45 protein-coding genes are annotated in these 24372 nt (G+C 66.5%); 5 read left to right on the plus strand and 40 right to left on the minus strand.

Annotation, left to right across the window (positions count from 1 at the left end; translation table 11 throughout):
- Window positions 1-27 precede the first annotated feature (27 nt).
- The 23 genes from VGH54_RS21385 to VGH54_RS21495 form a co-directional block, all read right to left on the minus strand.
- The gene (locus tag VGH54_RS21385; RefSeq protein WP_331514092.1) at window positions 28-222 is read right to left on the minus strand and encodes a hypothetical protein; all 195 of its coding nucleotides are present in this window, start codon (window positions 220-222) and stop codon (window positions 28-30) included.
- Window positions 219-1169, minus strand: a complete 951-nt coding sequence (locus tag VGH54_RS21390) for a hypothetical protein (RefSeq protein ID WP_331514093.1) — start codon at window positions 1167-1169, stop codon at window positions 219-221. Before VGH54_RS21390 ends, VGH54_RS21385 begins: the two co-directional genes overlap by 4 nt.
- Window positions 1166-2125, minus strand: a complete 960-nt coding sequence (locus VGH54_RS21395) for an HNH endonuclease (RefSeq protein ID WP_331514094.1) — start codon at window positions 2123-2125, stop codon at window positions 1166-1168. Before VGH54_RS21395 ends, VGH54_RS21390 begins: the two co-directional genes overlap by 4 nt.
- Before the next feature lie 49 nt (window positions 2126-2174).
- Window positions 2175-2456: a hypothetical protein gene (locus VGH54_RS21400; protein ID WP_331514096.1), complete on the minus strand. Its 282-nt coding sequence runs from the start codon at window positions 2454-2456 to the stop codon at window positions 2175-2177.
- A complete protein-coding gene (locus tag VGH54_RS21405; protein ID WP_331514097.1) occupies window positions 2453-2758 on the minus strand; it encodes a hypothetical protein in 306 nt (101 codons plus the stop codon). The genes VGH54_RS21400 and VGH54_RS21405 overlap by 4 nt, the downstream gene beginning before the upstream one ends.
- Entirely contained in the window at window positions 2755-4188 is a 1434-nt protein-coding gene (locus tag VGH54_RS21410) for a ParB/Srx family N-terminal domain-containing protein (protein ID WP_331514098.1), read from the minus strand. Before VGH54_RS21410 ends, VGH54_RS21405 begins: the two co-directional genes overlap by 4 nt.
- Window positions 4185-4538, minus strand: a complete 354-nt coding sequence (locus VGH54_RS21415; protein ID WP_331514099.1) for a hypothetical protein — start codon at window positions 4536-4538, stop codon at window positions 4185-4187. Before VGH54_RS21415 ends, VGH54_RS21410 begins: the two co-directional genes overlap by 4 nt.
- Window positions 4535-4771: a hypothetical protein gene (locus VGH54_RS21420; RefSeq protein ID WP_331514100.1), complete on the minus strand. Its 237-nt coding sequence runs from the start codon at window positions 4769-4771 to the stop codon at window positions 4535-4537. Before VGH54_RS21420 ends, VGH54_RS21415 begins: the two co-directional genes overlap by 4 nt.
- Window positions 4768-5061 (minus strand): hypothetical protein, encoded by a 294-nt coding sequence (locus tag VGH54_RS21425; RefSeq protein WP_331514101.1) that lies wholly within the window; start codon window positions 5059-5061, stop codon window positions 4768-4770. The genes VGH54_RS21420 and VGH54_RS21425 overlap by 4 nt, the downstream gene beginning before the upstream one ends.
- On the minus strand, window positions 5058-6380 hold the full coding sequence (locus tag VGH54_RS21430) for a ParB/RepB/Spo0J family partition protein (RefSeq protein WP_331514102.1): 1323 nt from the start codon (window positions 6378-6380) through the stop codon (window positions 5058-5060). The genes VGH54_RS21425 and VGH54_RS21430 overlap by 4 nt, the downstream gene beginning before the upstream one ends.
- The gene (locus tag VGH54_RS21435) at window positions 6380-6646 is read right to left on the minus strand and encodes a hypothetical protein (RefSeq protein ID WP_331514103.1); all 267 of its coding nucleotides are present in this window, start codon (window positions 6644-6646) and stop codon (window positions 6380-6382) included. Before VGH54_RS21435 ends, VGH54_RS21430 begins: the two co-directional genes overlap by 1 nt.
- Before the next feature lie 3 nt (window positions 6647-6649).
- On the minus strand, window positions 6650-6919 hold the full coding sequence (locus tag VGH54_RS21440) for a hypothetical protein (RefSeq protein ID WP_331514104.1): 270 nt from the start codon (window positions 6917-6919) through the stop codon (window positions 6650-6652).
- Window positions 6916-7359, minus strand: coding sequence for a hypothetical protein (locus tag VGH54_RS21445; protein WP_331514105.1), 444 nt, complete (start codon window positions 7357-7359; stop codon window positions 6916-6918). The genes VGH54_RS21440 and VGH54_RS21445 overlap by 4 nt, the downstream gene beginning before the upstream one ends.
- 8 nt (window positions 7360-7367) lie before the next feature.
- Complete coding sequence (locus VGH54_RS21450; protein WP_331514106.1) at window positions 7368-7685, minus strand: hypothetical protein; 318 nt, start codon at window positions 7683-7685, stop codon at window positions 7368-7370.
- Window positions 7682-7915, minus strand: coding sequence for a hypothetical protein (locus VGH54_RS21455; RefSeq protein ID WP_331514107.1), 234 nt, complete (start codon window positions 7913-7915; stop codon window positions 7682-7684). Before VGH54_RS21455 ends, VGH54_RS21450 begins: the two co-directional genes overlap by 4 nt.
- Window positions 7912-8220 (minus strand): hypothetical protein, encoded by a 309-nt coding sequence (locus VGH54_RS21460; RefSeq protein WP_331514108.1) that lies wholly within the window; start codon window positions 8218-8220, stop codon window positions 7912-7914. Before VGH54_RS21460 ends, VGH54_RS21455 begins: the two co-directional genes overlap by 4 nt.
- Window positions 8217-9023 carry a hypothetical protein gene (locus VGH54_RS21465; RefSeq protein ID WP_331514109.1) on the minus strand — a complete coding sequence of 269 codons (807 nt, stop codon included), beginning with the start codon at window positions 9021-9023 and terminating at the stop codon, window positions 8217-8219. Before VGH54_RS21465 ends, VGH54_RS21460 begins: the two co-directional genes overlap by 4 nt.
- Window positions 9020-9229, minus strand: coding sequence for a hypothetical protein (locus VGH54_RS21470; RefSeq protein ID WP_331514110.1), 210 nt, complete (start codon window positions 9227-9229; stop codon window positions 9020-9022). Before VGH54_RS21470 ends, VGH54_RS21465 begins: the two co-directional genes overlap by 4 nt.
- Window positions 9230-9236: 7 nt before the next feature.
- Window positions 9237-9482, minus strand: coding sequence for a hypothetical protein (locus VGH54_RS21475; protein ID WP_331514111.1), 246 nt, complete (start codon window positions 9480-9482; stop codon window positions 9237-9239).
- Window positions 9483-9689: 207 nt separating this feature from the next.
- Complete coding sequence (locus VGH54_RS21480) at window positions 9690-9857, minus strand: hypothetical protein (RefSeq protein WP_331514112.1); 168 nt, start codon at window positions 9855-9857, stop codon at window positions 9690-9692.
- Entirely contained in the window at window positions 9857-10288 is a 432-nt protein-coding gene (locus tag VGH54_RS21485; protein WP_331514113.1) for a hypothetical protein, read from the minus strand. The genes VGH54_RS21480 and VGH54_RS21485 overlap by 1 nt, the downstream gene beginning before the upstream one ends.
- A complete protein-coding gene (locus VGH54_RS21490; RefSeq protein WP_331514114.1) occupies window positions 10285-10590 on the minus strand; it encodes a hypothetical protein in 306 nt (101 codons plus the stop codon). Before VGH54_RS21490 ends, VGH54_RS21485 begins: the two co-directional genes overlap by 4 nt.
- Window positions 10587-10940 carry a helix-turn-helix transcriptional regulator gene (locus VGH54_RS21495; protein WP_331514115.1) on the minus strand — a complete coding sequence of 118 codons (354 nt, stop codon included), beginning with the start codon at window positions 10938-10940 and terminating at the stop codon, window positions 10587-10589. The genes VGH54_RS21490 and VGH54_RS21495 overlap by 4 nt, the downstream gene beginning before the upstream one ends.
- Window positions 10941-11061: 121 nt before the next feature.
- On the opposite strand from VGH54_RS21495, the gene VGH54_RS21500 reads away from it, so the two are divergent.
- From VGH54_RS21500 to VGH54_RS21520, 5 genes are all read left to right on the plus strand, one after another.
- Window positions 11062-11478: a hypothetical protein gene (locus VGH54_RS21500; protein WP_331514116.1), complete on the plus strand. Its 417-nt coding sequence runs from the start codon at window positions 11062-11064 to the stop codon at window positions 11476-11478.
- A gap of 164 nt (window positions 11479-11642) precedes the next feature.
- Window positions 11643-12470, plus strand: coding sequence for a tyrosine-type recombinase/integrase (locus VGH54_RS21505; RefSeq protein WP_414688763.1), 828 nt, complete (start codon window positions 11643-11645; stop codon window positions 12468-12470).
- Between the two features lie 96 nt (window positions 12471-12566).
- Complete coding sequence (locus VGH54_RS21510) at window positions 12567-12905, plus strand: helix-turn-helix transcriptional regulator (RefSeq protein ID WP_331514118.1); 339 nt, start codon at window positions 12567-12569, stop codon at window positions 12903-12905.
- Window positions 12906-12931: 26 nt separating this feature from the next.
- Window positions 12932-13222, plus strand: coding sequence for a hypothetical protein (locus VGH54_RS21515; RefSeq protein WP_331514119.1), 291 nt, complete (start codon window positions 12932-12934; stop codon window positions 13220-13222).
- Window positions 13206-13688 (plus strand): DUF4429 domain-containing protein, encoded by a 483-nt coding sequence (locus VGH54_RS21520; protein ID WP_331514120.1) that lies wholly within the window; start codon window positions 13206-13208, stop codon window positions 13686-13688. The genes VGH54_RS21515 and VGH54_RS21520 overlap by 17 nt, the downstream gene beginning before the upstream one ends.
- A gap of 75 nt (window positions 13689-13763) precedes the next feature.
- Here VGH54_RS21520 and VGH54_RS21525 read toward each other — a convergent pair whose 3' ends face one another.
- Genes VGH54_RS21525 through VGH54_RS21605 form a run of 17 tightly spaced genes read right to left on the minus strand, consistent with a single transcriptional unit; the run spans window position 13764 to window position 24331 of the window.
- On the minus strand, window positions 13764-14525 hold the full coding sequence (locus VGH54_RS21525; RefSeq protein WP_331514121.1) for a C1 family peptidase: 762 nt from the start codon (window positions 14523-14525) through the stop codon (window positions 13764-13766).
- On the minus strand, window positions 14518-14682 hold the full coding sequence (locus VGH54_RS21530) for a hypothetical protein (RefSeq protein ID WP_331514122.1): 165 nt from the start codon (window positions 14680-14682) through the stop codon (window positions 14518-14520). The genes VGH54_RS21525 and VGH54_RS21530 overlap by 8 nt, the downstream gene beginning before the upstream one ends.
- A gap of 22 nt (window positions 14683-14704) precedes the next feature.
- Window positions 14705-14932 carry a hypothetical protein gene (locus tag VGH54_RS21535; RefSeq protein WP_331514123.1) on the minus strand — a complete coding sequence of 76 codons (228 nt, stop codon included), beginning with the start codon at window positions 14930-14932 and terminating at the stop codon, window positions 14705-14707.
- The gene (locus VGH54_RS21540; RefSeq protein WP_331514124.1) at window positions 14932-15474 is read right to left on the minus strand and encodes a phospholipase D-like domain-containing protein; all 543 of its coding nucleotides are present in this window, start codon (window positions 15472-15474) and stop codon (window positions 14932-14934) included. Before VGH54_RS21540 ends, VGH54_RS21535 begins: the two co-directional genes overlap by 1 nt.
- On the minus strand, window positions 15471-15779 hold the full coding sequence (locus VGH54_RS21545; protein WP_331514125.1) for a hypothetical protein: 309 nt from the start codon (window positions 15777-15779) through the stop codon (window positions 15471-15473). Before VGH54_RS21545 ends, VGH54_RS21540 begins: the two co-directional genes overlap by 4 nt.
- A 15-nt stretch (window positions 15780-15794) precedes the next feature.
- A complete protein-coding gene (locus VGH54_RS21550) occupies window positions 15795-16802 on the minus strand; it encodes a hypothetical protein (protein ID WP_331514127.1) in 1008 nt (335 codons plus the stop codon).
- Window positions 16799-17137: a hypothetical protein gene (locus VGH54_RS21555; protein WP_331514128.1), complete on the minus strand. Its 339-nt coding sequence runs from the start codon at window positions 17135-17137 to the stop codon at window positions 16799-16801. The genes VGH54_RS21550 and VGH54_RS21555 overlap by 4 nt, the downstream gene beginning before the upstream one ends.
- Window positions 17134-17352, minus strand: coding sequence for a hypothetical protein (locus tag VGH54_RS21560; RefSeq protein ID WP_331514129.1), 219 nt, complete (start codon window positions 17350-17352; stop codon window positions 17134-17136). The genes VGH54_RS21555 and VGH54_RS21560 overlap by 4 nt, the downstream gene beginning before the upstream one ends.
- A gap of 35 nt (window positions 17353-17387) precedes the next feature.
- Window positions 17388-17870, minus strand: a complete 483-nt coding sequence (locus tag VGH54_RS21565) for a hypothetical protein (protein ID WP_331514130.1) — start codon at window positions 17868-17870, stop codon at window positions 17388-17390.
- Window positions 17870-18286, minus strand: a complete 417-nt coding sequence (locus VGH54_RS21570; protein ID WP_331514131.1) for a hypothetical protein — start codon at window positions 18284-18286, stop codon at window positions 17870-17872. Before VGH54_RS21570 ends, VGH54_RS21565 begins: the two co-directional genes overlap by 1 nt.
- Window positions 18286-20178, minus strand: coding sequence for a LamG domain-containing protein (locus VGH54_RS21575; RefSeq protein WP_331514132.1), 1893 nt, complete (start codon window positions 20176-20178; stop codon window positions 18286-18288). The genes VGH54_RS21570 and VGH54_RS21575 overlap by 1 nt, the downstream gene beginning before the upstream one ends.
- The gene (locus VGH54_RS21580; protein WP_331514133.1) at window positions 20175-21869 is read right to left on the minus strand and encodes a hypothetical protein; all 1695 of its coding nucleotides are present in this window, start codon (window positions 21867-21869) and stop codon (window positions 20175-20177) included. The genes VGH54_RS21575 and VGH54_RS21580 overlap by 4 nt, the downstream gene beginning before the upstream one ends.
- Before the next feature lie 24 nt (window positions 21870-21893).
- Entirely contained in the window at window positions 21894-22052 is a 159-nt protein-coding gene (locus VGH54_RS21585) for a hypothetical protein (RefSeq protein ID WP_331514134.1), read from the minus strand.
- Between the two features lie 14 nt (window positions 22053-22066).
- Entirely contained in the window at window positions 22067-22516 is a 450-nt protein-coding gene (locus VGH54_RS21590; protein WP_331514135.1) for a hypothetical protein, read from the minus strand.
- Complete coding sequence (locus tag VGH54_RS21595; protein ID WP_331514136.1) at window positions 22513-22989, minus strand: hypothetical protein; 477 nt, start codon at window positions 22987-22989, stop codon at window positions 22513-22515. Before VGH54_RS21595 ends, VGH54_RS21590 begins: the two co-directional genes overlap by 4 nt.
- Complete coding sequence (locus VGH54_RS21600) at window positions 22986-23990, minus strand: phage tail tube protein (protein WP_331514137.1); 1005 nt, start codon at window positions 23988-23990, stop codon at window positions 22986-22988. The genes VGH54_RS21595 and VGH54_RS21600 overlap by 4 nt, the downstream gene beginning before the upstream one ends.
- The gene (locus tag VGH54_RS21605; protein WP_331514138.1) at window positions 23990-24331 is read right to left on the minus strand and encodes a hypothetical protein; all 342 of its coding nucleotides are present in this window, start codon (window positions 24329-24331) and stop codon (window positions 23990-23992) included. The genes VGH54_RS21600 and VGH54_RS21605 overlap by 1 nt, the downstream gene beginning before the upstream one ends.
- Window positions 24332-24372: the final 41 nt, after the last annotated feature.

Below are 24372 nucleotides of genomic sequence, written 5' to 3' on the forward strand. Positions count from 1 at the left end.
GTCGGCGTCTGTTCTCGCTACCTGAGGTCACGTCTCGAAGCCGAACGCTTTGGCGCCTTCGCGCCGGGACATCGCGTATTCCCTTGGCGCGGTTTGAGTCACGGCGCCGAGATGGCTAGCTGGCTCTGCGGGTGTCGAGTCCGTAGTGGCTGGCGCTTCGCGTTTGCCTAACGTCACATCGAGGCTGAGCTTGCTCGCTGTGACGGTGATTCGCACGCTCATGCGAGCATCCTCTCGACGGTGGAGCGGTCGTCGCCTGCGGTGGCGAGCTCGCGGGCCAGGAGCCGACGCTCGACGACGGTTGCCCAGCGGCGCCGGCAGTGCGGGCAGTGGATGACGGCGGTGGCCGACCAGGTGAACGCAGGCTCGGCCGACTGTGATTCCCACACCGTTTCGCCGACGCGCACCACCCAATCCGACGCGGACGGTTGCGGACGTCGACGTCGACGTCGACGAGCTGGTGATGGCGGATCGGGCAGCACCAAGCGGCGCTCGCGGATCCACTCACACGACAGATGTGTGCATGCCACGGCGCACGTGGGACCGAACGACAACCGGCCATCACGCGGCGGGCCGGCAGCGAGCGACTCGGCGATCGCGGCCTGCTCGCCGAGCTGGCGCAGATTGGTCGGCTTGCGCGACGCGGCGATCTGCACACACGAGGTGTGTGTGCACTCGCCGGCGCAGAGCGGGCCGGACATGCCGCGGTGATCGGGACACAGCGACCGCAACACGATGTCCCGGCGCTGCAGGCCGACAGCGCGGCGCGTCATGCGCAGCCACTTCTCGAGGTCACCACGTAGATGCCGGGCCAACGGCTGGCCAGCCGCGACCAGAGCCCGGTGCCAATCCGGAATCGCGACGATCACGCTGAACACAGTGCGAGGCCGGCGATCGAGATTCAGGATCCGCACGGCCTCAGCCGCGAATTGATCGATGCCTGTCTCAAGCACGACGGCCACCTCGAGCACCTCGAGATTGATGCTCGCCGCCGAGCCCTTCGCCCCGCCGCTGCCATGACGCTCGGCCTTGCCGGCGGACGGACCGGCGCTGTCACGTGCGAGCGCGGCCGCGAGGACACGCTGCAACGCGAGCAGCTCCATCGCATCGGCCGTGACCTCCTCCTGGTCTTTGGCCGACGTCGAAGCGACGGCCTGGTTGCGGGTCATGGATTGAGCTCCGATGCGTAGGTGGCATCAGCGCATTTTCGGCATGGCTGATGAAGGCCGTGGTACGGACAGACGGACAACGTCGGATCAGCGGGCGGACCGGTCCAGTTGGCCCACGGCGATCCGAAGCGGCCGGGCGTGCCGGGATCTGGTGCGTGACCAGCGGGTCCGTCCCGGACGTGACCTAGACCGTCACCTCGACCAGAACCCGGACCTGACCTTTCCCTTACCTTGCCCTTATGGGGGATAGCCGGAATCAGCGTCGGATCTGACGCTGGATCTGTTTGATTGGTGATCTGGTTTTGATTTTGATCGGGCGCTGCAGGGCCCGTTTCTGCTGGGCTGTCAGGTTGACCAGGTGGCGGCAGCAGCACCATTCCGGCCTGTTCGGGTGTGCGTTGGCCCTTCTTTTGGTTGCACTTCAGGCAGGCCAGCACGAGGTTGGTGACACCTCGAGCGAGACCGGGAATGACGTGATCCAGGGTTGGCCGGCGGTCTGATCGCTTGTCGCCGCGGCTCATCTGGTGACCGCAGTAGCGGCAGATGCCCTGATCGCGCAGCCAGACCGCCTCGATGATGTCGGCCTTCTTCAGCTCTTTGCGGCGATCGCGGGTCGCGGTCACCTTCACGCCCGGGTCATAGCCCATGCCGAACCAGTCGTGGAACAGGAATGTGCCCGCCTCGACGGGCGGGCATTTTCCGCAGTCATGATCGGGGCCGTGCCAGAGCGAGTGCTTGACGAGCAAATTGGCCAGCTTCAACGCCAGCCGCCGGTCGAGCAGCAGGCGGATGAGGTCGCCGATGCTCAGCACTCCGTCGGAGCCCTTGGCCTGGCTCAGCGATCCGGCCATCGTCCACAGGCCCAACGCGGCCGCGCCGTTCGCGCCCTCGAGCTCGATGAGGGCGGTCGGTTTCTGGTTGACCTGTAGCTGGTCATCCACCAGGAAGAACGGCACGTCTGAGATCCACCCATCAGGCTCGTCGGGGCTGCTGTCGTCAGGTCGGTCAGTTCCATCGCGCCTTTGATCGACGTCGCGCAAGGCGTGCCCGGTACACGAGCGCCACGGTGCTGACGACCTCGGGGAGCTGCTTGAGCTGCTCGAACTCGGCCTCGGTGGGCTTGCGGGTATCGAGGCCATCGCCGGTGAAAATGGCGAGGCCGCAGCAGCTCAGACAGACGGCCGGCTCACCTGGGCGCGGCTCATAGTCGGTGCGGCGCTGACCAGCGGGCCCGCCTTCGACGGCCTCCTCATGCTGGTGGCCGCAGTTCCAACATGCGGCGGTCACAAACGCGCTCGCAGGTTTGCGGCGGCTTGATAGGCGCGGCTAATGCCGGTCAGGTATGCGGGGTCGTCGGCGTAGCTGCCGGGCGGGATCTCGTCGATCGCCGCGAGGACCTCATCGATGGCCCTGCTCCGTTCGTCGCCGGCGATCGCCAGGTACTGCTCGGTGACGTCGAATTTGGTCCGCGCGGTCTCGCTGAGGTGTTCGCCGTTCGGCCCGTATTCGACGGTGTAGGCGGTGATGACGTAGACGCGGCCGGTCAGTCCGCCTTGGCGGAGGATCGGCGGCTTGCGGCGATCGCTCATCGGCCGACCACGGTGAGTCGCGTGGCGCCTTCGCCTTGCTTGTAGGCGGCGATCGTCGCGGTGGGTATGCCGCCGTCGTGGCCGGCTGCGGGGAAGCCATGACGCGCGGCCCACCGACGGATCCGCGCAAGCTCGGCCGTCTTACGTCCGTTCGGGCCGCTGATTCTCGACGAAGCCGGCAGCCGCTCGAGAAGCGGCTCGACACCACGTCCTGGCTGGGCGTTGTAACGATCGACGATGACCGCGGCGGCTAGCCGCGGGATCTCGGCCCGATGCCCTTCCTTCAGCGCCTGCGCCCGGGCCTTGATATTGCGTGGTGGCGTGGACTGCATCGCGAGAACGAGCTTGTCGACTGACAGCTCGACGTCGAGGTCGTAGTTCCACAGCACGAGCGCCAGGCCGTGCAGGAGGTGGCCGTCGACGCCGTCGCGAGCCTTGCCGTAGGAGCTGCTGATGACCGAGAGCGTGTCGGCGAGCAGCTTCAGGTCGCCGAGGTCGACGATCCGCTCGAGCGCGCCCGTCGCTCCGATCGAGCCGTCCCGCGGGGCCGGGTCGATCTTGAACCCGAACGCGGCGATGGTGGCCTCGATCGCGACCGCGGCCTCGTCACCGGATGCGACACGTGCTTTCCACCGGTCCCAGCCGGACAGCGGTTTGCGGCCGCGGTCGATCTCGTAGAACAGCGCCGCCTCGGCCTGCAGGTCCAGGCCCCGGTGCACCTGGCAAACCAGGTACGGATCGGGGGCGGTGTCAGTGGCCATCGCCTCCCGGGCGGCCAGCCACCGATGCTGGCCCTCGACGACTGCGTACTTGCCGTCGCCGCGGTCGGACACCTCGAGCACGCCCAGACGCGTCTCGTCGAACTCGGCGATCATCTTCCGCAGCCGCCGCTCGTCAGCGGCACGCTGATATGAGTGGTCGACGAACAGCAGCGAGCACGGAACGGCCCGCACGAACGGCGCCGGCCGGGTCTCTACCGGCTCGGGCGTAACGGGAATCGCGTTACGCAGCAAAATATCCCGTATCTCATGGGTGGCGACTTCTGCTGTGGGCTGGACGCATCCCGAGCAGAGATCCGGCTCGACCCAGTGGTAGAGGTTCGTTGCGAGGGTCGCGCTGGTGCAGCCACAGTTTCGACACCTCATGGCCACGACCGCTTCAGGGCGTCGCTCGTCCTCGCCGGTCAGGTCGAAGTCGACGAGCAGCTGGCCGCGGCCTAGCGCGACCGTGCGTTCGAGATCGACGATCGTCTGCTCGAGCACTACCGAGTCGCCATCGGTCTCGCTGCAGTAGAACTCCTCGATCGTCTCGACCAGGTCGACGGCGATGTGGCAGTCAGCGGCGACGAACCGGTGCGTGCGGCCGGCGGCCAGCGAACGCAGCACCTTGGCCGCCAACGCGACATTGACGCCGTCGACTGTGGTGGTCACGACTCGCTCCCATCGTCGGGGCTGTCCATCAGTGCGTCGATGTCAACCTCGGAGAACGCGGCGCGGATGTCGTCCTCGAGTTCCAGGGGCAGCATCGTCTGGCCGGTGCGCCGCTCCAGGGACCGTTCGAGCAGCCGGAACGCGGCCGCCTGATCCTCGTCGGTCACGACCTCGAGTCCGCGGATCGCCAGCGTCGCCTCGACCTGCCCATCGGCGACGTTGGTCGTCAGCTTCTCCGTCTTGACCAGGGCGATCACGACGTGCACCTGATCCGGGCGGTCGATCAGCGGCCGGGAGATCACGGTCAGGCCGTTGCCGTCTCCCTTGGGTAGCGCGGCGCGCAACTTCATGGTCGCTCCTTCGGTGTTGCTGAGTCCTGAATCGCCTTGAGCACGTTGACGAACCCGAGCCGGGTCCGGTCAGTCGCCGGGTCGTAAGCCGCGTCGACGACGACCATGTGGTGGCCGTAGGTCGTCGGGCCTACGACCTGGCCCAGCGCCTGCCGGCGGTCGCCGCGGTAGTTCGCGTGAGCAGTCGCGTTGAGCGCCGACAGGTCCATGTCGACGGGTGCGCTGGTAGTCATGAGTCGACACCGGCGGGCGGGGTGACTGTGGCCTCGCGCAGCTTTGCCTCGACGGCGTTGAACTTCCCGTTCTCCGTCTCCCCGCTGAACTCCCACGGCTCGTCACCGTTGCCCCACAGGATGAACTCGGAGGATGCACGGTCATAGGCGAGCGCGAAGCCACGCGGGTGAAACACGGTGCGGTTGATCAGCCATAGGATGCCGTCGTCGATCAAGTCGACTTTGATTTTCTTGACGCCGTCCTCAGGAACGGCTTCGGCCGGGCTCGCGCCGTCGTTGCCGGCGGTCATGATTCGCAACCCGCGATCGGTTCCTCAGCGGCTTCGGCTTTCTTGAGCTCCTCGAGCTCGACGTCGGACCACTGGTAGCCCCATACCTCGCGGAGTTGGAACAGCCAGTCCTTGGCTGGCTCTTCGAGGTCGGTCCAGGTTCTCTGAAGCTGACGATCCGGCCAGGCGAGGGCGAACATCGCAGCGGCGGTGTACACCAGGTGCGGGAGGTCGAGCGCATCGACGGCCTCGTTCATCCAGGCCAGCGTCTTTTCGTTGTGTGCTTCGACGTCGAGGAGCGTGACGTCTTCTACGTCGTAGCCGTATACCCCGAATTGGGCTTTGATGAGCCAGCGCATCATCGATTCGGCGGCCTTATCGAGGCGTTGCTCCGGTGCCTGCTCGCCGTGAATCACCGAGGCCAGGTAGGCGATGCGTGTGGCCCGTGCCGTCTGCAGCTGCTCATGCCGGCGCTGCTGCTCGGAGAACTCGTCCTTCCGCTTCGACTTCTCGACCATCGATCCGCCGGCGTTCGGGTTGCCGGCAGGCGGCTCGGGCTTCTGCTCCTCGGCCGGCGGGTCGATGTAGTACAGCGTGCCGCCATATGACGCCAGCGGGTACACCAGGACCATGCCCGGGCCGGGCTCGGTCGACCAGGGCGCTTGCACCGCGTTCGGGTAGGCCTTGGTCAAGTCGACGCCGGTGGTGAGGACCTCCGCGCCGGCTTCCACCGCCGCGGCAATCTTCGCGTTACGGCGCTTGGCATCTGATAGGGCGTAGCTGAAGTTCGGTGTGCCGACGGCCTTGGCCAGGCGACTGAACATCTCAGGCTCGTCCGCGAACTCGGTGATCTTCAGCGCGTCAGCCAGGGTGAGCTGGCCGGTGTGGATCCGTTCCTTCGCATCGGCGGGCAGCTCGGCGATCTGCAGCCGCTGCTTGACGGTCTTAGCGGACCGGCCGGTGGCCTTGGTGATGCGCTGGATCGTGTAGTCGGGGAACTCGAGCAGCGCCTGGTATCCCTCGGCCTCCTCGACGGCGGTCAGGTTCGTGCGCTGCAGGTTCTCCACCAGCATCGCCTCGAGCTGCTCAGCGTCACCGGTCAGATCGGCACGAACGATGCACGGGAGCATTGTGAGCTTGGCCTTGCGGCCGGCCTCGAGGCGGCGGTGGCCGGCGATCAGCACGAAGCCGAAGTCATCACCCGACGGTGCGACGATGAGCGGCTCGATGAGGCCCTGGGCCTTGATCGAGGCGGCGAGCTCGGTGACCGAGCCGAGGTCGTGCCGCGGGTTGGACTTGTGCGCGTGGATCAGGCCGATCTCGATTTCCTGGTAGTCCATCAGATGCTCCTCAGTGCCGGGCGTTCGGTGATTGGTGTGACGTTGGCGGCCGGCCAGTGCAGGACTTGGCCGTCGACGCTGATGAGGGACGCGAGGCTGATCAGCGCGTCGATCGGGTCGCCGTGGGCGGCGCGGAGCACCTGGTGCGCGGTGCCGATCAGGGCGTGCGTGTCGAGCGGGATTCCGTCGCGGCCCTTGGCGATCAGCAGCGCCAGCTCGAGGCCGGCCTCGACGGTCCGTACGTGGTTCGGTGGCTGCGGCAGCATCGTTCATCGCCGCCTTTCGTTGACGGTGGTTACCTGCATGAAGTCGTCCGGCGTATGCACGGCCGTGCCGGTCACGTCGATAAGGGCGCGGACGTGGCCGATGAGACGCTGCAGCGTGATCTCCTTGCCGGGCCAGCAGCGGTCGCAGGTCATCAGCTGCGAGGCGAGGCCCGCCTCGATCGCGCGGACGCCCACCGTCGTGCACTCGTGCATGTCTACGGCCATGCCAAGGCTGAGCGTGAGCTCCTCGAGCGTCAGCAGTGCACGCTTCATCGCCGCACCGGCTTCGCGCCGACATAGATCTCTGACCGGTACAGGCGCACCACGCCGCCGCCGCGGTAATGCTGGGACGGCTTCTCCGTCGAGGGCACGTGCCCGATCGGGGTCATCACCCCGTCGGCGATCGCGGCCTTGAACGCCTTCGCGCGCAGGGTGTTCGGGATGTTCTCGGCGTCCATCGCGGTGCGGGTCGAGTTCGAGCTGAACTGCCGGCGCTCGCTGGCGACGTGGCGGATGATCTCGCCGGCCCGGGCCAGGTTCAGCTCGTCGCGCAGCACGACGAGCTGGCCGTCGATGATGCGCGCCGCGGCGCACACCTCCGGGCCGCCGTGGTTGCCGATCAGCGCGTCGGCTGGGTGGCCGCAGTCGGGGCACGTGACGGTGTGCCGCTCGGGGGAGCCGTCGTAGAACGACGGGGTCGGCCTGATCGCCATCGCAACCGTCACCTGGCACGACCGCGGAGCCGCGAGGCGATCGCCACGGTGGCGAACGTCAGGACAATGGCGATCGAGAACGGCAGCGTCCACCCGCGGTGATAGGTCGCCAGCCACAGGCAGAAGATGAGCAGCGCGTAGAAGGCGACGATCATGGCCAGCATCAGGAAAAAGGTGCCGATGCGGCAAGCTCGCGGCGTCCACCGGATAAGCCGGCGGCCGGGATCGCAGCCGGCCGGCGCCTCAGCGTCGAGATCCACACCCCAGCGCGGAGCGTTGCGCCGATCGAACTCAGTCCACTGCACCCGGCGGGCCACGCCGTTCACGACCCGGCGCCAGAGGACAGGCCGATCGCTTCGCGGCGCGAGTCGAGCAGCAGCGCACCCTTGATCAACTGCTCAGCCAGCTCGCGCATCTTCCACGGCGACGTCGAGACGATCGACAGATCCGGCGCGCCGATCACGCCGACGTACACCACGGCGTTCGCGCCCTCGTCGTCGATGTTGGTCCAGGCCGTCTGCTCCTCGAGCCGTAGCACCGCGGCGATCCGGCTCATTCGCAGATCACCCGAACCCACAAAGCCTCAGACGCCTCGCGTACCGCGTCCTCCCAGCCGAGCTCGATCGCCAGCCGGGTCAGGTCCGCGACCTCGGTGACATAGGCGCAGCCCTCGAAGTAGGCCTCCTCGGTGTAGTCCAGGCCGAACGGATCCGGGATCCGCTTCGCCGCGGCCGTGCGCAGACGCGCGAGCATCGCGACCACCAGCGGGAACTCCTCCGCCGGCGGCGGCACGAACCACTCACTCCGGTCGGAGTACTCGTCGAGCTCCTGCGCCTTGAACCGGCTCTCAATCGCTGTCATGGCGCAGGAGCCGGATCGAGCAGATCCTCATACAGAGCGAGCGCGTCTGCCCAGCCCTCACCCGTGAAGGCCGCGTAACGCTCGTTGTAGATCGGGCGCATCTTGTCGTACACCGCGGAGCGGACCGCCCAATAGCCTTCAGACCCGTAGCTGTAATCGGCAGCGGCATCGGCAACGGCAGCGGCAGCGGCAGCGGCAACGGCAGCGGCATCGGCAGCGGCATCGTCAGCGGCAGCGGCAGCGGCAGCGGCAACGGCAACGGCAACGGCAGCGGCAGCGGCAGCGGCAACGGCAGCGGCATCGGCAAACTTGTTCTTTACCGCCTCGAGCACCGCCGCGCGGATCACTCCGTACCGCTGGCTTCGCAGTGCCCACATCTCGTCGCGGATCGTCCGGACGAGCTGTGCATTCGGGTACCAGGTGTCGTGGCTGGTGATCGGCGCCAGCGCGCGCAGCTGGCCCGCACGATCCGCTGCACCTGCGCGATCGAGCCACTTGGGCAGCAACACCCGCAGTACCCGATCGGTGGCCAGCCAACGCCGCCGGTCGTCCAGGCCGTCGCCGGCGGTGCCGATCACCAGCGGGATGAACCTCTTCAGGTCCTGCCGCCGCTCGTCGTCCGCTCGGTCGTTGAGTCGCATCCCGTAGCTGCGGAGATAAGGCGCGACACACGCAGGGTGATCAGAGTGCGGTTCGCCGGCCAGCCACGCGGCAGCCTCGTTGAAGCACACACCCGCCTCGCGGGTCGGATGAGAGCCGTTGCCCAGGTGCAGGGTTTCCAGATCGGGCTTCGTCGTAGTCATGACTGAGGTGCCTTTCCGAGGTAGTGGGCCAGGGCGAGCAGCGCGATGCCGGCCGCGGCCAGCGCGAGCGCGATCAGGCCGAGTTGGCGTTCGGGTGAACCGGTCGAGGCGAGCTGCGCCCGGGCCGGTGGAATGGTTGGTGTTGCCGACGGCGGTCTAATCGATCCCGGCGAGACGGCCACCAGGCGCCGGGGCGCCAACGACACGCCGCTCCTAGCCGGGTGCGTGGATCCGGGGGTAGTCGGCGATGCATGGACAGAAGGCCGGGCAACGCTCGTGGAGACACTCGGCGGCGCGGGTGAAGTCGAGGATGGCGTCGACGACCGGGACGACGAGCTCGGCGTCGGGGATGCCGGGCTGGTAGACGTCGACGGGGTCGATGCCGGGCTGGTAGAGACCCGGGGGATTGACGTTGCGACCGTCGGCGATGACGGTGTTGCGCTGGTCGGCGTTGGGCATGGCTTGCTCGCCTTCGTGTGAGTCGAGACCGGGTGCGGATGGCGGTCGTGGTGACCGCCGCTCTTGCAGGCGAGCAGCGCCGGTACGGCGAACGCCGCCAGAATCACGAGGATGAGATGTCTCATCGGATACCCTTCAAACGTTGGTGAAAGTGGTGGGGCCGGATACCTGTGACAGGGGGCGGCCCCATTGCTTTGCAAGGGAAGATCAGAGGTTGCGGCTTCGGCGGTGCGGCGTGTGCGGGCGATGCCGCGGCGCGACCCACCAGGCAACGATCGCTGCGGCTATCGCCGCGCGATGCTCGACGGACACCAGCGACTGGTACGCGCAGCAGACGAAGATTGCGATCAGGATCAACAGCACCGCGATCGCCATCACGTCACCGACACCCGTCCACCGCGCGCCTTTAGATCGCGGAGTGCACTGACAATTTCTTCGCCGCGCAGCGGCACGTTCACGGCGCCGCCGGCTTTCAGCTCGCCTGTCGAATATCCGGCGAAGCCCTCGTCGCGTAGCTCCTTCAACGCGGCCAGTCCCGACTCGACCTCGGCCAGAGCCGCAAGGAGCAACTCGCGAGCCGCGGTGCCCGCGGTGATCTGGACGTAGACACCGTCGGTGTCGGCGATGCACTCGAGCAGCGCAGCCACCCTTTTGCCGCGGCGCGCGCCGCGCACCATGCGATTCGCCGCTGTACGGAACCGCGCCGACGGGGTGGCTGGCTGTGCCGCGCCTTGAGCAGGCCCTGATGGCACGGTAGGCAGAGACATCCCCTCGTCGCCGCTCGTGTACGCGTCGGCGGCGGTCATTCCGACACCTGGCCATGTACGACGGGCTGGGCGAGACAGAGGCGGACCGTGTCGGCCCACCCTTTGGGCAGCAGCTCAGGGCGCTGCTCGTGCTCGTCACAGGTGAGGATCTCGAACGAGCCGACCGGGGTGTCATAGACCTCCCAGCACACCTCGGGGTCGACCTTCGTCTCGCAGTACTGGCACTTGGCGAAGCGGGCGTGAAACCCGCAGTGCGGGTCGTAGCTATCGAGGCGCAACCACGCCTCTGCGCAGTCGCACTCATCGACCTGTGCGGCGGGCGGCAGCTTCGCGGCGGTCATGCCGACACCTGCTGACGAGTGCGGGCCGCGGGTCGGTCCAGCCGTTCTCTGCTTTCGGCGTCGCCGTCCACCGGCGCCGATGAAACCGAGTGCTGCCCGCTGTTACCTACGGCTTGGCCCGCCACGTCATCGCCGGCCGAACCTGGGATCAGGCTCGCCAGCGGCACCTCGAGAAACCTGGCGACCTCGGCGAGGTCGGCCAACGGGAAGGGCTGTTTGCCCGCCAGACGGCGACTGATCGCCGACTGGGTGACATCCAGGTACTGGGCGAGATCGGCCTGCTTGCGGCCCTGTCGTGCCATCTGTGCTCGGACCTCGCCTGCGACTAGCTCATCCAACGCTTGAGTCATGAGGGAAGGTCTACATGCTCAGATGGAAAGATGCAAGCATTCATGGACCACGACTTGCTAGACGGACAAGAACGTGCCCAGCATCTTGACTACATGCAGGCATGGCATATACCTTGTGCGCATGAGCACAGCACACGAGGGTGGATACGAGTTCCCCGATATCGCGGGGATGTCCGCGCGTATCGCAGCGGAGGTGCGAGCCGAAATGGCGCGCCAGAACGTCAAGCAGACCCGGATCGCGCGGGACGTGTTCAACACCTACCCGCAGAAGATGCAACAGCGGTTCGCCGGCACGATCCCGTTCGGCGCGGCCGAGCTGCTCGCGATCGCGGACTATCTGCGGGTCGACGTCGTGCAGTTCCTCAGCGCCGGCAGCCCAAACCGGCCCGGGGGGGATTCAGGTACGGGTTCAGTTTCGGCACCGTTAGTTCCGCCGTTCCTGACCCTGATCCGCGGCGACGGTGCCGGAAGCGCCGAATTCACTGGGGGCGACGTAAAGCCCGAGTCAAGGGCTGCACTGTCTGTGGTGAACGGATAGTGACCGAATCGGTAGCGCTTAGTAACCACTTAACTGTAGCTTCGTTACTTCCTAGGTCCCCCCGGCGCAGCAGCTTCAGCCGCAGCGACCTTCCGCCGAACGGAATCAGGGTGGAGGTGTCGGCAATCGGAGACGCACACATACTCGAACGATTCTGGTCTGAGATGAGAATCGCCAAGCGGTCCCAGGCAACCATCGATAAGCGCCTCGAGCTGCTCTACCGGCTCTCCAAGTTCATCGCGCCGACCAGCCTGACCGAGGCCAGTCGCGAGCAGCTGCTGGCCTTCCAGGCCACCTTCGCCGACCGAGCGCCAGCCACCGTCGACATCTACACCCGGCACATGCGCGCCTTCTACGGCTGGGCGCTCGACACGGAGTTCATCGCCGTCGACCCGACTGTGAGATTGCCGCGGCCGCACGTACCTAAGGGCGTCCCGCACCCCACCGCCACAGAGGACCTGACCACGATCTTCGCCTGCACAGTCGGAGGCCTTCGCCGCGCCTACGTGCTGGCCGCATTCGCCGGCCTGCGCTGCGGCGAAATCTGCCGGCTGCAGGCTCAGCACATCGACCGCTACGGGCCGCGAGCCACCGCGTGGATCCAGGGCAAGGGCGGCCGCGAACGGACAGTGCCACTGCTCGCACCGGTGCTCGAGGAGATCGCCGCCATGAAGCGCACCGGCTGGGTCGTGACCACCACGACCGGACATCCCTACACAGTCCCGAACCGGCTGTCCGTCGACTCCCACAACCACCTCAGCGAGCTCGGCATCGAGACCACGCTGCACTCGATGCGCCATTGGTTCGCCACCAACGTGCAAAAACTCACCAAAGACCCGCTGCTAGTCCAGGCGCTGCTCGGCCACGAAAGCCTCGCCTCGACACAGATCTATGTGCAGAACGACATGAGCGACGCCGCCCAGCGGATGCAGACCTTCGCGAACTTCGCCGGAAGCGTCGTCGAGCGCCCACACCTAAGGATCGTCAGATGACCCTAGTTGCATTTGGTTGCCGTCGAAATCGGCAAGCCGGTCCCTTTATCGCGATCCTGCCCACCATGCGGCGCCGTTTCCGATTGACTCGCCCGCGTGGATGGTTGGAAGCGGCTCGGGTCGCGAGTTGCTGCCGCCCGAGCTCGACGTCGGTGGACGGTGGACGATCTAGCCGAGGCGGCCGGCCTGTCGAGGCGCACCATTCGGTCGATCGAGGCCGGCGAGAGAGACCGCTACCGCTCGACAACTATCGGCAAGCTCGAGGGCGCACTGGGCTGGCGCGACGAATCCGTCGACCGGATCGTGCAAGGCCAATCGGCGCGCCGCGAGCCCGATCCGCTTCTAGCTCGTTTGCAGGACGGCTGGCCGCAACTGAGCGCCGACCAGCAGGTCATGCTCGTCGCCCTGGTCGAGGTTCTGAACCGCCGGCAGTAGCAACATGCTGGGTCATCGTCGTGACAATGCTCCTCGCCATCGGCATCGCGGGCACGACAATGCCGGCAGCGGAAGCGGTCAGTACGCCGCCGGTGAGAAGTACCGCGCCAGCCACCGTCACCGTCGACCAGCCAGTACCGCAGCCCTTCAACAATCCCGCACCGCGCCCGGCCGCTGGCTCGTTCACCGCAGCCGTTTTCCTCTCGTTGATCATCGGAGCTCTAGCGATCTGGTACGCCGCCGGGCTAAATTTCGGCAAAGGGCTGATACTTCGCACAACCCGACGAGCAGGAGCGACACATGCCAGACGTCATTGAAGCCAAGGGCCACGGCGGCCAGATCGAGTTCGACGGCCAGTTCGTCACCATCACCCGCAAGGGATTTCTCGCCAGATCCACCTCAGGCAAAGGCGAAAAGCGGATCCCTCTGTACTCGATCGCCGCGGTGCAATGGAAGCCCGCGGGGCCGGTTATGAATGGCTTCATCCAGTTCACCGTCCCAGGCGGCAACGAAGCACGCGCGCGGTTCGGGCGTCAGACCAGCAGCGCGGTCCAGGACGAGAACAGCGTGGTGTTCACCAGGCAGCAGATGCCGGCGTTCGAGAAGATCCGCGCCGCGATCGACGGCGCGATCGCGGCCAGCCACGCCCCCGCCGCGGCCGCTGCAGCACCGGCACCGGATCTCGGTACACAGATCGCCAACCTGTCACAGATGCATCAGACGGGCGTGCTGAGCGACGAGGAGTTCGCGGCCGCGAAGAGCCGGCTGATCTCTGGCGGCTGAGCACAGCAAAAAGCCCCGGCCGGGCACCGACGTTGAGTCGGGCCGACCGGGGCTTCGTTGTATTTCTATACAGGTCTAGGTGACCGTCCGGATCGTCCAGAAGTCCGACGCCAGCTCCGGATCGGACTGGGTCAGGAATGCGTAGGGCATCAGGAAGTAGCCGCTGGTGCCCCAACTGGTGCCCCAACTGTTGCGGACGAGGAACTGCTGCTTGGCGTCGTCGTAGCCGACCACGGCGACGCAGTGCCCGCCGACGATCTGCTCACCGCGGCCGGGCATGGGCACGACGCCGGTAGTCGCGACCTCCGGTGACTCGAAGGACTCGAAGACGGTGAACCCGATGTCGATCGGGAATCCTTCGGCCAGGCACGCTCGCATGTGGTTCAGGTCCTGCGGGACGCGACGGTAGTCGACGTCGACGTTGGACGCGGCCGCCTGGACCACCTCGGGCGGAGGCTGCACCGTGAACCGGTCGGTGTCGTAAGGCCACATGTCCTCAGGCGCGATGCCGAGAGTGGTTGCCTTGATCGCATCGCGGATCTGCCCGCCGGCGTCCTGGCCGACCGTGCCTTCGATGGCGCGCGTGTTGTAGTACAGCTGCAGCCGCGACAGCATCGGATCACCCGCGCCGAGCTTGTTCGCTGCGAACAGGAAACAGGCAAGGGTGCCGTGCGCGGTGCATGACCCGAGCTGCTCCTGGTTCCAGATCGGAGGCATCGCCGAATCGGTCGACAGATCGACCAGCGCGGGCAGCTGCTCGAAGACCGGCGCCGGCGCGCTGTACTGCACGTCGCGCGGGTCGTGGGTGTCCTTGACCCAGCCGTAGGCGTTAGTCATCGGCCGGCCGCCTCTCGGCTGCTCGAATGGCCAGGCTGATGCCAGGTGGCGGGAGGTCGGTCAGCCCTTCGGCATAGAGCTTGGTCCAGCCTCGGATCCAGAGCCACATCAACACTGCGCCGACGATCAGCAACACGACGATCACGAGAATTCTCATATCAGAAAGGGGGTCCTTTCGATTAGCCGCGGAGTAGGCCGAAGCCGAGGTGCAGGAAGGCGAACAGCAGTCCGACGATCAGCAGGTACCGCAGGAATGTGAACTGCCCGAACGTGTTGCCCGGGACGATGTCGCACCAGCGCCACACGGTCCAGGAGAGCGTGTCCTGGTAGTGCCGTCGCACCATCGCGATGCCTTCGGGCACACCGAAGCCGATCAGGAACCAGACCGCCCAATACCAATGCATCATCACGCGGCCTTTGCTGCCATGACGGACAGGATGTGATCGTGGGCGATGTCGATGACCGACCGCGCCCTGGTGCAGTGCATCGCGTCGCGGATGACCGTGAGCTCGTTGTCCTGCAGCGTCTCGCCGCTGGTGCTCCAGTTCGTCGAGCCGCCGACCCACCAGAGGCCGTCGACGATCATCATCTTGCGGTGCACGATGGCGCCCTTCTCAGAGCGTCCGATCGCGACGGAGTTGCCGGTCATCTCGTGCGAGTACTTCTCGAGGATCGCCTTCTCGTGCACACCGCCGGCCTGCGATGAGTCGAGGGTGATCTGCGCGTGCATGTCGGGGTTCTTCAAGGCACTGTCCAGCATCGCCGCGAGCTTGTCGTTGTCGTAGCCGAACATCGACACGACGACCGAGTGCTGCGCCGAACTGATGACGGCCTCGAGGACCTCCTCGATCTTGTCGATCGGGGAGTAGAAAGACCGGACCTCAGCCAGGCTGCCGTCGGGTGGGGCAGCGGTCAGGAACTGGCTGAGGTCGGCGATGCTGAGGGTCACGGGCCGGCCGGCTTGTTGCGGTTGACGAGCGCGCCGATCGTGGGCAGTCCGGTGAGCGCCTGCGATATGAGCGACTGCACCAGGGTGAGCGCGGCGGCCGCGCCGGCGCCGGCGGCGGCGACGACCGCCTTGGACCACAGCGACAGGTCGGTGACGTGACCGGTGGACAGCACGCCCGACGCGGTGACCTGGGCGATGAACGCCGCGGCGCCGGCCACGGCGCCGGCGACCACGACCCGGGTGACGATCTTGCCGGTCTTGGTTGAGCCGAACTTCTGGAGTAGTGCTTTGAGCTTTGCGAGCATGGTGATTCCTGCCTTTCAGGCGGAGTGGAGAACGTTGCGCAGCGCCGTCTCGACGTCTGCTTCGGTGAGTACGGCCTGGGCCTGCAGCGCAGACACCAGACCCGGTGTGAGCACCTTGGCCAATGCCGCGACGTCGACGACGGGCGGCGCGATGTTCGCCTTTACGGCGGCTGCGATCTGAGCCGGCGTCGGGATCGGGTCGACGCCGGATGCGACGGCCACGCCGCCGTTGGGCAGCAGGTTCCCGACTGTCGGGCCGGGGCCGTATCGGGTGTTCGGGTGCCCGCCGAGGTAGCCGAGCGCGAACTGCAGTTCCTCGCGGACGATCTTGGTCACTGATGCGTCGTCGGTCATGTCGCCGTCTCCTACGTAGGGTGAGTTGTCTGGCCACCACGCGTGCAGCGCGGCGACGTCGGTGATCACGTTGCGGTCGGTCGAGTAGCCCGGGATGAAGTTGCCGACCTGCTGCCACATGCAGATGTCTGGCGAGCTCGGATTGAAACCCGGGAACGAGCTCGAGGCGGACAGCCAGCCCTTCTCGGCTATCGCATGCTGTGCGCGCAGGTAGCTGATCAGGCCGCCCTGGCCGTAGCACGAGATCCGGAACCGGCCGGCGTTGACGTCCTGGATGCCGAGGAAGGCATCGCGGACCTTGTGGTAATCGGTCGTGGCCACCGCGGTGTCGACGGAGAACTGAAACCAGATCGATCCGTCGGCCGGGAAGCCGGCAGCGATCGCCGCGGCGATGCCTGCACGGCCCGCTGCCTGACCGGTGGGCCTATCGGAGATCAGTTCGCCCGGCTGCAGCTCGTAACCCGGCCACGGTGCGATCCCGGCCGCGCGCTGTGCCTTGACGTGCGCGGCGCCTTGGGCGAAGTTGCCGACCAGGTAGACGTTGGTGGCGATGCCGCCGTTGGCCTTGTACGTGCTGCCGGGCGGCGGGAACGCAGCGTCGAACGCGAACAGCACCGCGGCAGCGGCGACGTGCTGCTCGAGCGTGCGCGGCTCGACGACAGCGGTCATCGCATGCTCGGTGGCAGGTACGGCAGCACCCGCGGGTCTGGCGCCGGCAACGCTCCGAGCTCGACGTCGCAGGACTGGCGGGTGTAGGCGACCCTCGAGTCGGCGACGATCGAGAATGCCACCTTCGTCGAGTTGGCCGGCAACGGCAGGTCCGACAGGTCACGCCAGAACTGACACGATCCGTGCAGGCCGAACTGCGCCTTGTTCGCGTTGCTCTGCGCGGACAAGGCCAGCCCGAGCGCGCCGCACACCAGGGTCAGGAAGACGCAGAACGCGACGATCTTGAACACGCCGCGCTCCAACGGCTCGAGCTTCTTGATTGGGTTTAGCGTCATTGTTCTTCACGCCTCCGCAGTTCCGTCTCGTACGCATCGGCGCGATCGCGCCAATAGTTGCGGTCCTCGGTCATGGCTTGCAGGGCGTCCCGAAAGGGACGCTCACGTGTCTCGCGGATGCCGGCCGTTACCTGCCGCCACAGCAGCCAAAGAGTCGCCAGCGAGATCAGGACGCCGACGACCGAGCCCAGCGCCACGAGGGTTGTCAACGTCATAGGTCACGCATCCCATCTCCCTCGGTGAAACACCGTCACGCGACCTCGTAGTTGAATTTGAAGGTGAACGTGTCGCCGTTGGCGATCGCGAATGCCGGTGCGATGCCGAACCAGTTGGCCGCGGTTGCGTGCTGGAAATACACCAGGCCGCCGGTCCAGATCGCGACTCCCTCGTAGCGCGTGCCCGCGGCGGCCAGATACCAGAACGGACCGATGACCGGGTTGACGGCGACTGGTGCGACGGGAAGGGATGAGTTGATGACCGTCGTCGTTGTGCCCGCTGCGGTCGGGGTCATGACGACGGTGCCCTCGAGATTCTTGCCGGTCTGCTTGTACTTCGCATAGCCGACGGTCTTGGCCACTGCGACCGCGTTCTGCGTCAGGGTCGGCGTGTAGGAGTTCCAGGCCCCGGTCGCGTCAGGGTTAATAGCGACCAGGTTGTCGCGCACGTGGGTGTTCATGATGGCCGCGGTGACCACCTCACCGGCCACCCACGTGCGGGGCGAAGTCCACGCCATCAGCCGACCCCCATCACACGGTTCTCAGCCTTCAGCTCCGAGACTTTCTCGCCCGGGATCCAGTTCTGATTCCCGAGCTGGCGAGGCGCCAACGCGGCCTCGACCGCAGCTCGGTTGCCTGGCCATTTTGTCGGCCGCCACAGCCCGCCGACCATCACGTTCGCGCAGCAGTGACACATGAACCGGAGGTCGGTTGCGCACGCCAGCTGTGCACCTCTGCAGTCGACGCACTCGACGATCCATCGGCCCTCGTTGGCATACACCAGCACCGGCGCGACCTTCGCCGTCTTCACGGCAGGGTCGAACGGAGTGGTGGCCGCCCACAGATCCTCGCGAGCGGGGCACCATTCCGCACCGGCCGATGCCGGCACATGCAGCACCGCCGGGTGCTTGGAGTACCAGCTCGCGTCGCGCATCAATACGCCAATCTGGTCGTCGAATCGAGCACCGAATAAGTGGAGGAGTCCAACTGCCACACGCCCGATGAGCCCGCGGGGGAAAGATTGAACGTCACCGGCCAGCCCGAGGTGCCGATCGTCATCGCCCAGCCCTCAACGAACATGTCCAGGCTCGACGCGGGGGCCTGCGTCGGCAGGCCCGCCGTGGTGATCCGATCGGACAGGCGCAGGCCGAGCACGCTCGGGATCAGCGTCGGGTTGGTCAGCAGATCGACGATCATGGCCGGCAGCCGCTGTGCCGGCACGGCATGCTCGTTCACCTTCCAGTTCGCGGCATCGACCACTTCGTTGTCCGACGTCGTCAACAGGGTGGGCGTGATCCGCGCGGGGCCATGGTCATTGATGGATGCCTGGTTGATCGCGCGGAAGGTGATGCCGCCGGGTCTGGACACCGTCGCGTCGTTGACCAGATACGCGTCGTTCTTGACGAACCTGGCCGCCGGGTCGATGGAATCGCCTACAAGGGTCAGCACGCTGGCCGCGTTGTAGCGGTGCGCGCGCGACTGGAAAGTGAGCGTGCCGTCGCCCGCCATGAACAACAGGCCGCCCTCGGTGTCGGCGACGTCCTGCATCGCCTGCAGCGGCGCCAGACCGCTGATCGGCACTGACGCGATCGAGGTCGACAGGCCGGTGTCCAGTGACTGCTCGCCGGTAGGGATGCCGATGTAGCCGGCGATCCGCGCGATCCGCTGATCGGAACGCTCGCCTGCAAAGCCGGTCAAGCCAGCCTGGGCGTGAGCGAGAATGCGCGCGGCCGACAGTACCGACCGGAAGACCGCAACGTGGGAGATCGTGCCGTTCAAACAGCCGTAGTCGGCGCCGGGCGATGCGCCGCCGATCATGATCGACGTCGCGGCGATGGGCGTCAATCCGCCGGAGGCCGTGGCCGCCGCATTCCCGTCGACGTAGATGATGATGTGCCCGCCGGTGACGTCGGCGGTGATGGCGACATGATGCGTCTGCCCGTCTGACACCGAGGGGATACCGGAGTTGCTGATAGCAAATATGCCGCCGTTGGTGTTGCGTTTGAGCATCACGCTGCCGTCGCCGAAGGCGAGGGCGATCTCGAGGTAGTTGTCTAGCGCCGACTGGATGCGCACGACCGTGCCTTTCGTGCCCGGCGGGGTGTTGATGAACGCTTCCAGGGTGGCGCCCGTCGGGGAGTCAAACGATGATGGCGTCTGGCCGGAAAGGAACTGTCCGTTGAGCACGTCTACCGGTGCGAACACCGCTGCGGACAGTCCGTCGTTGCCCGGGCCGGTGCCGGCGCCGAAGTTGATCGCGCCGCCCGTGCCGAACTGGGTCGCCGTAATGAGCGCATTGACAACGTCTTTCGACGTGTCGCCGGCGGTGAGCGAGCCGCTCGGTTCGCCCAGCGTGTAATAGGCGGCGGGGTGATCTGCCAGAATCTCCTGCTCGAGCACCGACCGCAGCGAGTTGACGACCCCGAGCCGTTTGAACCTGTCCACAGCGGTGACCACGGCCGCCGAATTGTTGACCGAGGCGTTGGGCCATTCCACCGGCCATTCCTCGACATAGCCGGTGAACAGGTAGGCCCGTGGGTTGACACCGTCGTCGTAGTAGACGCGGATCTTCTTGCGGATCTTCAGGTTCGGGTAGTACGGCGAGGCCACATTGTCGCTGGTGAACCGCGCATCGTCGTTGATGAGCGGGATCGTGCACTGGGTCGGCTGCACCGAGGCCAGCTCGTCGGGCCGGCCGTGTGACTGGATCTGGATACCGACAGCGAGATCAACCCACTGAGTGATGTCCACCCACACAGGCGCCGGGTCGTCGGGCAAGGTGGTGAGTGAGCACTCGACGTGCAGGTTGTCCAGGACGCTGGTCACGCCAGCCCCAGCGCGAGACCGCCGTTGGTGCGCTTCACCTTCAGCAGCTCCTGCTGCATCAGCCGGCCGTCTGCCGAGCGCAGGTTAACCGTCAACGTCGCCTCGCCGTCGTTACCGCCGCCGCTGCCGCCACCGGCGAGGTAGTGCCGTGACTGGGCGTTGGACAGCACGCGCAGGTTGGACCCGGACTTCATCATCAGTTCGGTGCCGTTCTCACCAGTGGTGAACACCCCGTCCTTCGGCGAGCCACCGGCCGCGAAGCCGGCGGTGCCGCGGCCGGATACGCCGATGTCGACGTGCCCACCGTTCTTGATGTAGGCCATCAGGTTCGCGACGTTGGACAGCGAGTTGATGACGGCCTGCGCACCCGATACGTGCGCGGACACGGTGACGCTCTTCGTGGTGCCCTTCAGCGCCGCGTTGACCTCGTCCCGGAAGCCGTCGAACTGTTTGGCTGCGTTCTTGAGCTTGCCGCCGAGTCCGGGCACCCAACCGAACGCCGACGCCGCGCCGTGCACCAGCGTGGACACGACCAGCAGGAACGCGCCGATGATCGCCTGGAAGGCCGGCCGCAGAGCGTGATCCCACAGGAACGAACCGACCTTGGCGAGGATGTCGAACTGCAGTTTCCACAGGTCGAAGATCGGCTTGATGACGTTCCACATCACCTGGATCGCCGACTTGACCGCGGCGAACGCCGTCTGCACAGTGGTGCGGAACGTCTCCGAATGCTTGTAGGCATAGATCAGCCCGGCTGCCAGCGCCGCGATCGCGATCACTACGAGCGCGATCGGGTTCGTGGCCATGACCGCATTGAGGATCCGCTGCGCGATCGCCCATGCTTTCAGCCCGGCGACCAGGACGACCAGCACCGTGGCGACGATTTTGACTACCGAGGCGTGCTTCTGCATGAATCCCGTGATCGCCACGATGACGGGAATCACCTTGCTGCGGATGAACGTCACCATCGTGTTCATGATCGGCAGCACTTGGGCGCCGATCTGGATCTTCAGCCCGTCGAGGCTGGCGTTCCACTCCCGCTGGCTGGCCTTGGACTGCTTGAGCGCGTCCAGGTTCTTGCCGGTCAGGGTGTTGCCGTACTTGTCGGACTCCTTCTCGAGCGCGGCGATGCCGGATGAGCCCTTGTTGAGGAAGGGCAGCATGTCCGCGCCGGCCTTGCCGAACAGCTTCATCGCCAGCGCTGTCTTGTCCGCCCCGGCGGGCATGTGAGAGAACTTGTCGGCCAGCTGCGGCATCAGGTCCGACATCGGCTTGATGTGGCCCTGGGCGTCGCGGAAGTCGAAGCCGAGGGTCTTGACCATCGCCGACGTCGCCTTGCCCGAGGACAGCGACGCGGACAGGCCCTTCTCGAGCTTGCCCGTCGACTTGGCCAGCGTCTCGTAGGTGACGCCGGACATCTTGGCCGCGAAGTCCAGCCGGGAAGCCTGCTCGGCGGTGCCACCCATGATGCGCTGCAGGCCGAGGGTCTCGCCGCCGACCTCTTTGAACTTGTCGACCGACACCTTCGCGAACGCGATCGCGGCTGCGCCGGCGGCAGCGGCACCCATCACGATGTTGCGCTTGAGGTTCGAGCCGGTCTTCTCCGACTGGCCGGCCAGGTCCTTCAGTATCTTGCCCGCCGAGCGGTCCTCGCCGAGCAGCAGGTACTTGAGCGAGATGTCAGTCGACACGGCCAAACACCCCTATCCCTGCTGCTATTTCTGTTTCTTCTGCGCCTCGAGCGCGGCGTCGGTCTCGGCAGCGATGGCCAGCCACACGCCATAGGGAAGGTTCCAGATCGAGGTCGGCACTTCGGGGCCGTGCGGGCTGATCGATGGCCAGAGTTGGCAGACGATGAGCAGCCGCCGGTACACGCCGGCCTGGATGTCTACTTCCGCGTGGCGGCGCCGGCTCGAGGCTTTGCGGCCCGACCGGAACCCTTGCGCGGCCGGGCCTTCGTAGGATTTGCCGAGCTCTTGTGATCGGTCGGCTCGGGCAGGAACTGCAGGTCCTTCATCGGGAAGTCGATCGCGTCGCCGAAGCTGATCAGCTCGCCGGCGAGGCGGCGCGACGACCAGATGACCAGCGCCATCACCCAAATGTTGCCGGGGTGATCCTCGCGTTCCTTCATGGCCGCGTCGCGCACCGCTTTCGACTTCGTCTCGTCGACGACGATGCGCGTGAGCCGGTCGAGGTCCTGCTCCCATTCCTGGACCTGGGTCCACTTCAGCGGCTTTCCCAGCTCTGCCGTCTCGTTCTCGAGCATGAGGATGTCCTTCAGCGACAGGCGATCCAGGTCCGCGCCGTTGTAGGTCTTCGTGCCGATCTTGAACCTCATATGTGCCCCTTGAATTTTCCGCCCTCAGTGCCTTCGCGGATACCGTTCGCGACCTTCTCCAACGCGGCGATCAGTTCCTTGCGGACCTGGTCGGCGCCGGCCTCGAACGGGCGGGTGAATGCGCCGGCGCGGATCGACTGAGCGACCCAGCGGTTTGAGCCGAACACGCGGTGCCGGATAGTGCCCTGGTCGAAGGTGCGCAGGTTGTAGCCCTCGCGGACCTTCAGCTTGATCGCCACGGCCGGATTCCTGCCGGTGGTCGCATTGGACTGGGACAACCGCGCAGCGGCCACACGGGCGGCCAGGCCGCCGCGGTGAGGCAGCTCCGCGGCGCCCTCGGCGATCATCCGTTCCCCGAGCGGCTTGGCCACTCGCCGGAACGCTGCATAGACCTCCTTGCGCAGCTCCTTGTCGCCGGCCTCGTTGAGCGCCTGTGCCGCGGCGAGGAACGCCTCGGTGCCGTCAGCGGTCACAGCGCCGCGTCAGAGGTGCGCTGCACGATCCAGATCGGCTGTGCTGCCGTCAGGTTGTCCAGGCCGGTGTAGGCCATCGACTGGATGATCAGGTCGGTGCCGTTGGTCTTGGGCAGCTCGGTGTCGAACTTGATCTCGGGCACGATCACCTGCAGCGTCTCCAGCCCGGTCGACAGTGCGCCGGCGGTGTAGTTGAGCAGCAGGTTCATCGGCGTCTCGTTGAGCACCGCGTCGCGGAACGTGGTCGAGTCGTACTCGACGTCGAGCTTGCCGGTGATGTCGCGCAGGCCGACGGTCGGCTTGGCCTTGCGGCCGCCGCCGCCGATGTTGTAGCGGTCCTGCGTGGTGTTGTGGTTCACGATCAGCGTGCCACCGCGCACGTCCGCCACCGCGGTGAGCGCGCTGCCCAGGGCGGTTGTCGTGGGGGCGGTGAGGGTGCCGGTGAACAGCTGCGCGTTGGCGAACTGGTACAGGTTCGGCGCGGTCGCGTATGACGGTGCCGCGTAGGCCGTGGCGGTGGTCAGGTCGCCGGCGTCGATGGTCATCTTCAGCTGCGCGATGTCGGCGTTGGTGAAGTCCAGCTCGAACGTGTCGATGGTGCAGCCCAGGAACGTGTACGGGTCGACGGTCCCGCCGAGCTCGGGCAGGCCTTTCTGCAGCACGAACGAGGGCAGCGTGTCGGCGAGGGTGAACACCTGCTGGAAGGTCGAGCCGGACACCAGCGTGGAGACACCGGAGCCGAGGCAGCGCTGCCACCACAAGCCCATGCCCTTGCTGGTCAGCTCGAGGTTGACGGCGCCGCCGCCGTCTGCGGTGGGCACCACGCGCCGGGCGGAGCGTGCGACGCGGCCGCCGACCCGCAGTCCCTTGCCCTGCTTGGTGTTCTTGTTCCAGTCCATCGACTCGTCGAGGTACTCGACCCACCGGTTGACCGCGCCGGGCGCGGTCTTGTAGGTGACCTCATCGATGGTGCCTATCGAGCAATCCTGCGTGCTGACCATTACTGCTCGCCCCCGTCACTGTCGGTGGTTGCGGCCGCCGGCGGAGCCGCTTTCTTCGCCGGTGCACGGCGGCGGGTTCCCGTTTTGCGAGCGGGTTTGGGATCCTTGCCGGCGTTGACCGGCTCGGGGAACAGCGCGGCGTGAATCTTCTTGGCGGCCGCGTCGACGGGCTCGTAGTTAGCCGGCTGCTCGAGCAGGATCCGGGCGTGCTCGGTGGACACGTCGAACCTCTCGCCGGGCTCGAGGCAGCCGGCGCCCTCTTCGCCGATCGGGTCGCCCTGGCGGTAGATGAGCGGCAGGTCCAGCTCACCCAGCGGGCTGATGTTTCGTAGGACTGGCACGACTACCTCCGGGCATGACTGACAGCCGCAGCACCAGGCGG

It is taken from the genome of Mycobacterium sp. (genome assembly GCF_036488105.1).
Classification (GTDB): domain Bacteria; phylum Actinomycetota; class Actinomycetes; order Mycobacteriales; family Mycobacteriaceae; genus Mycobacterium.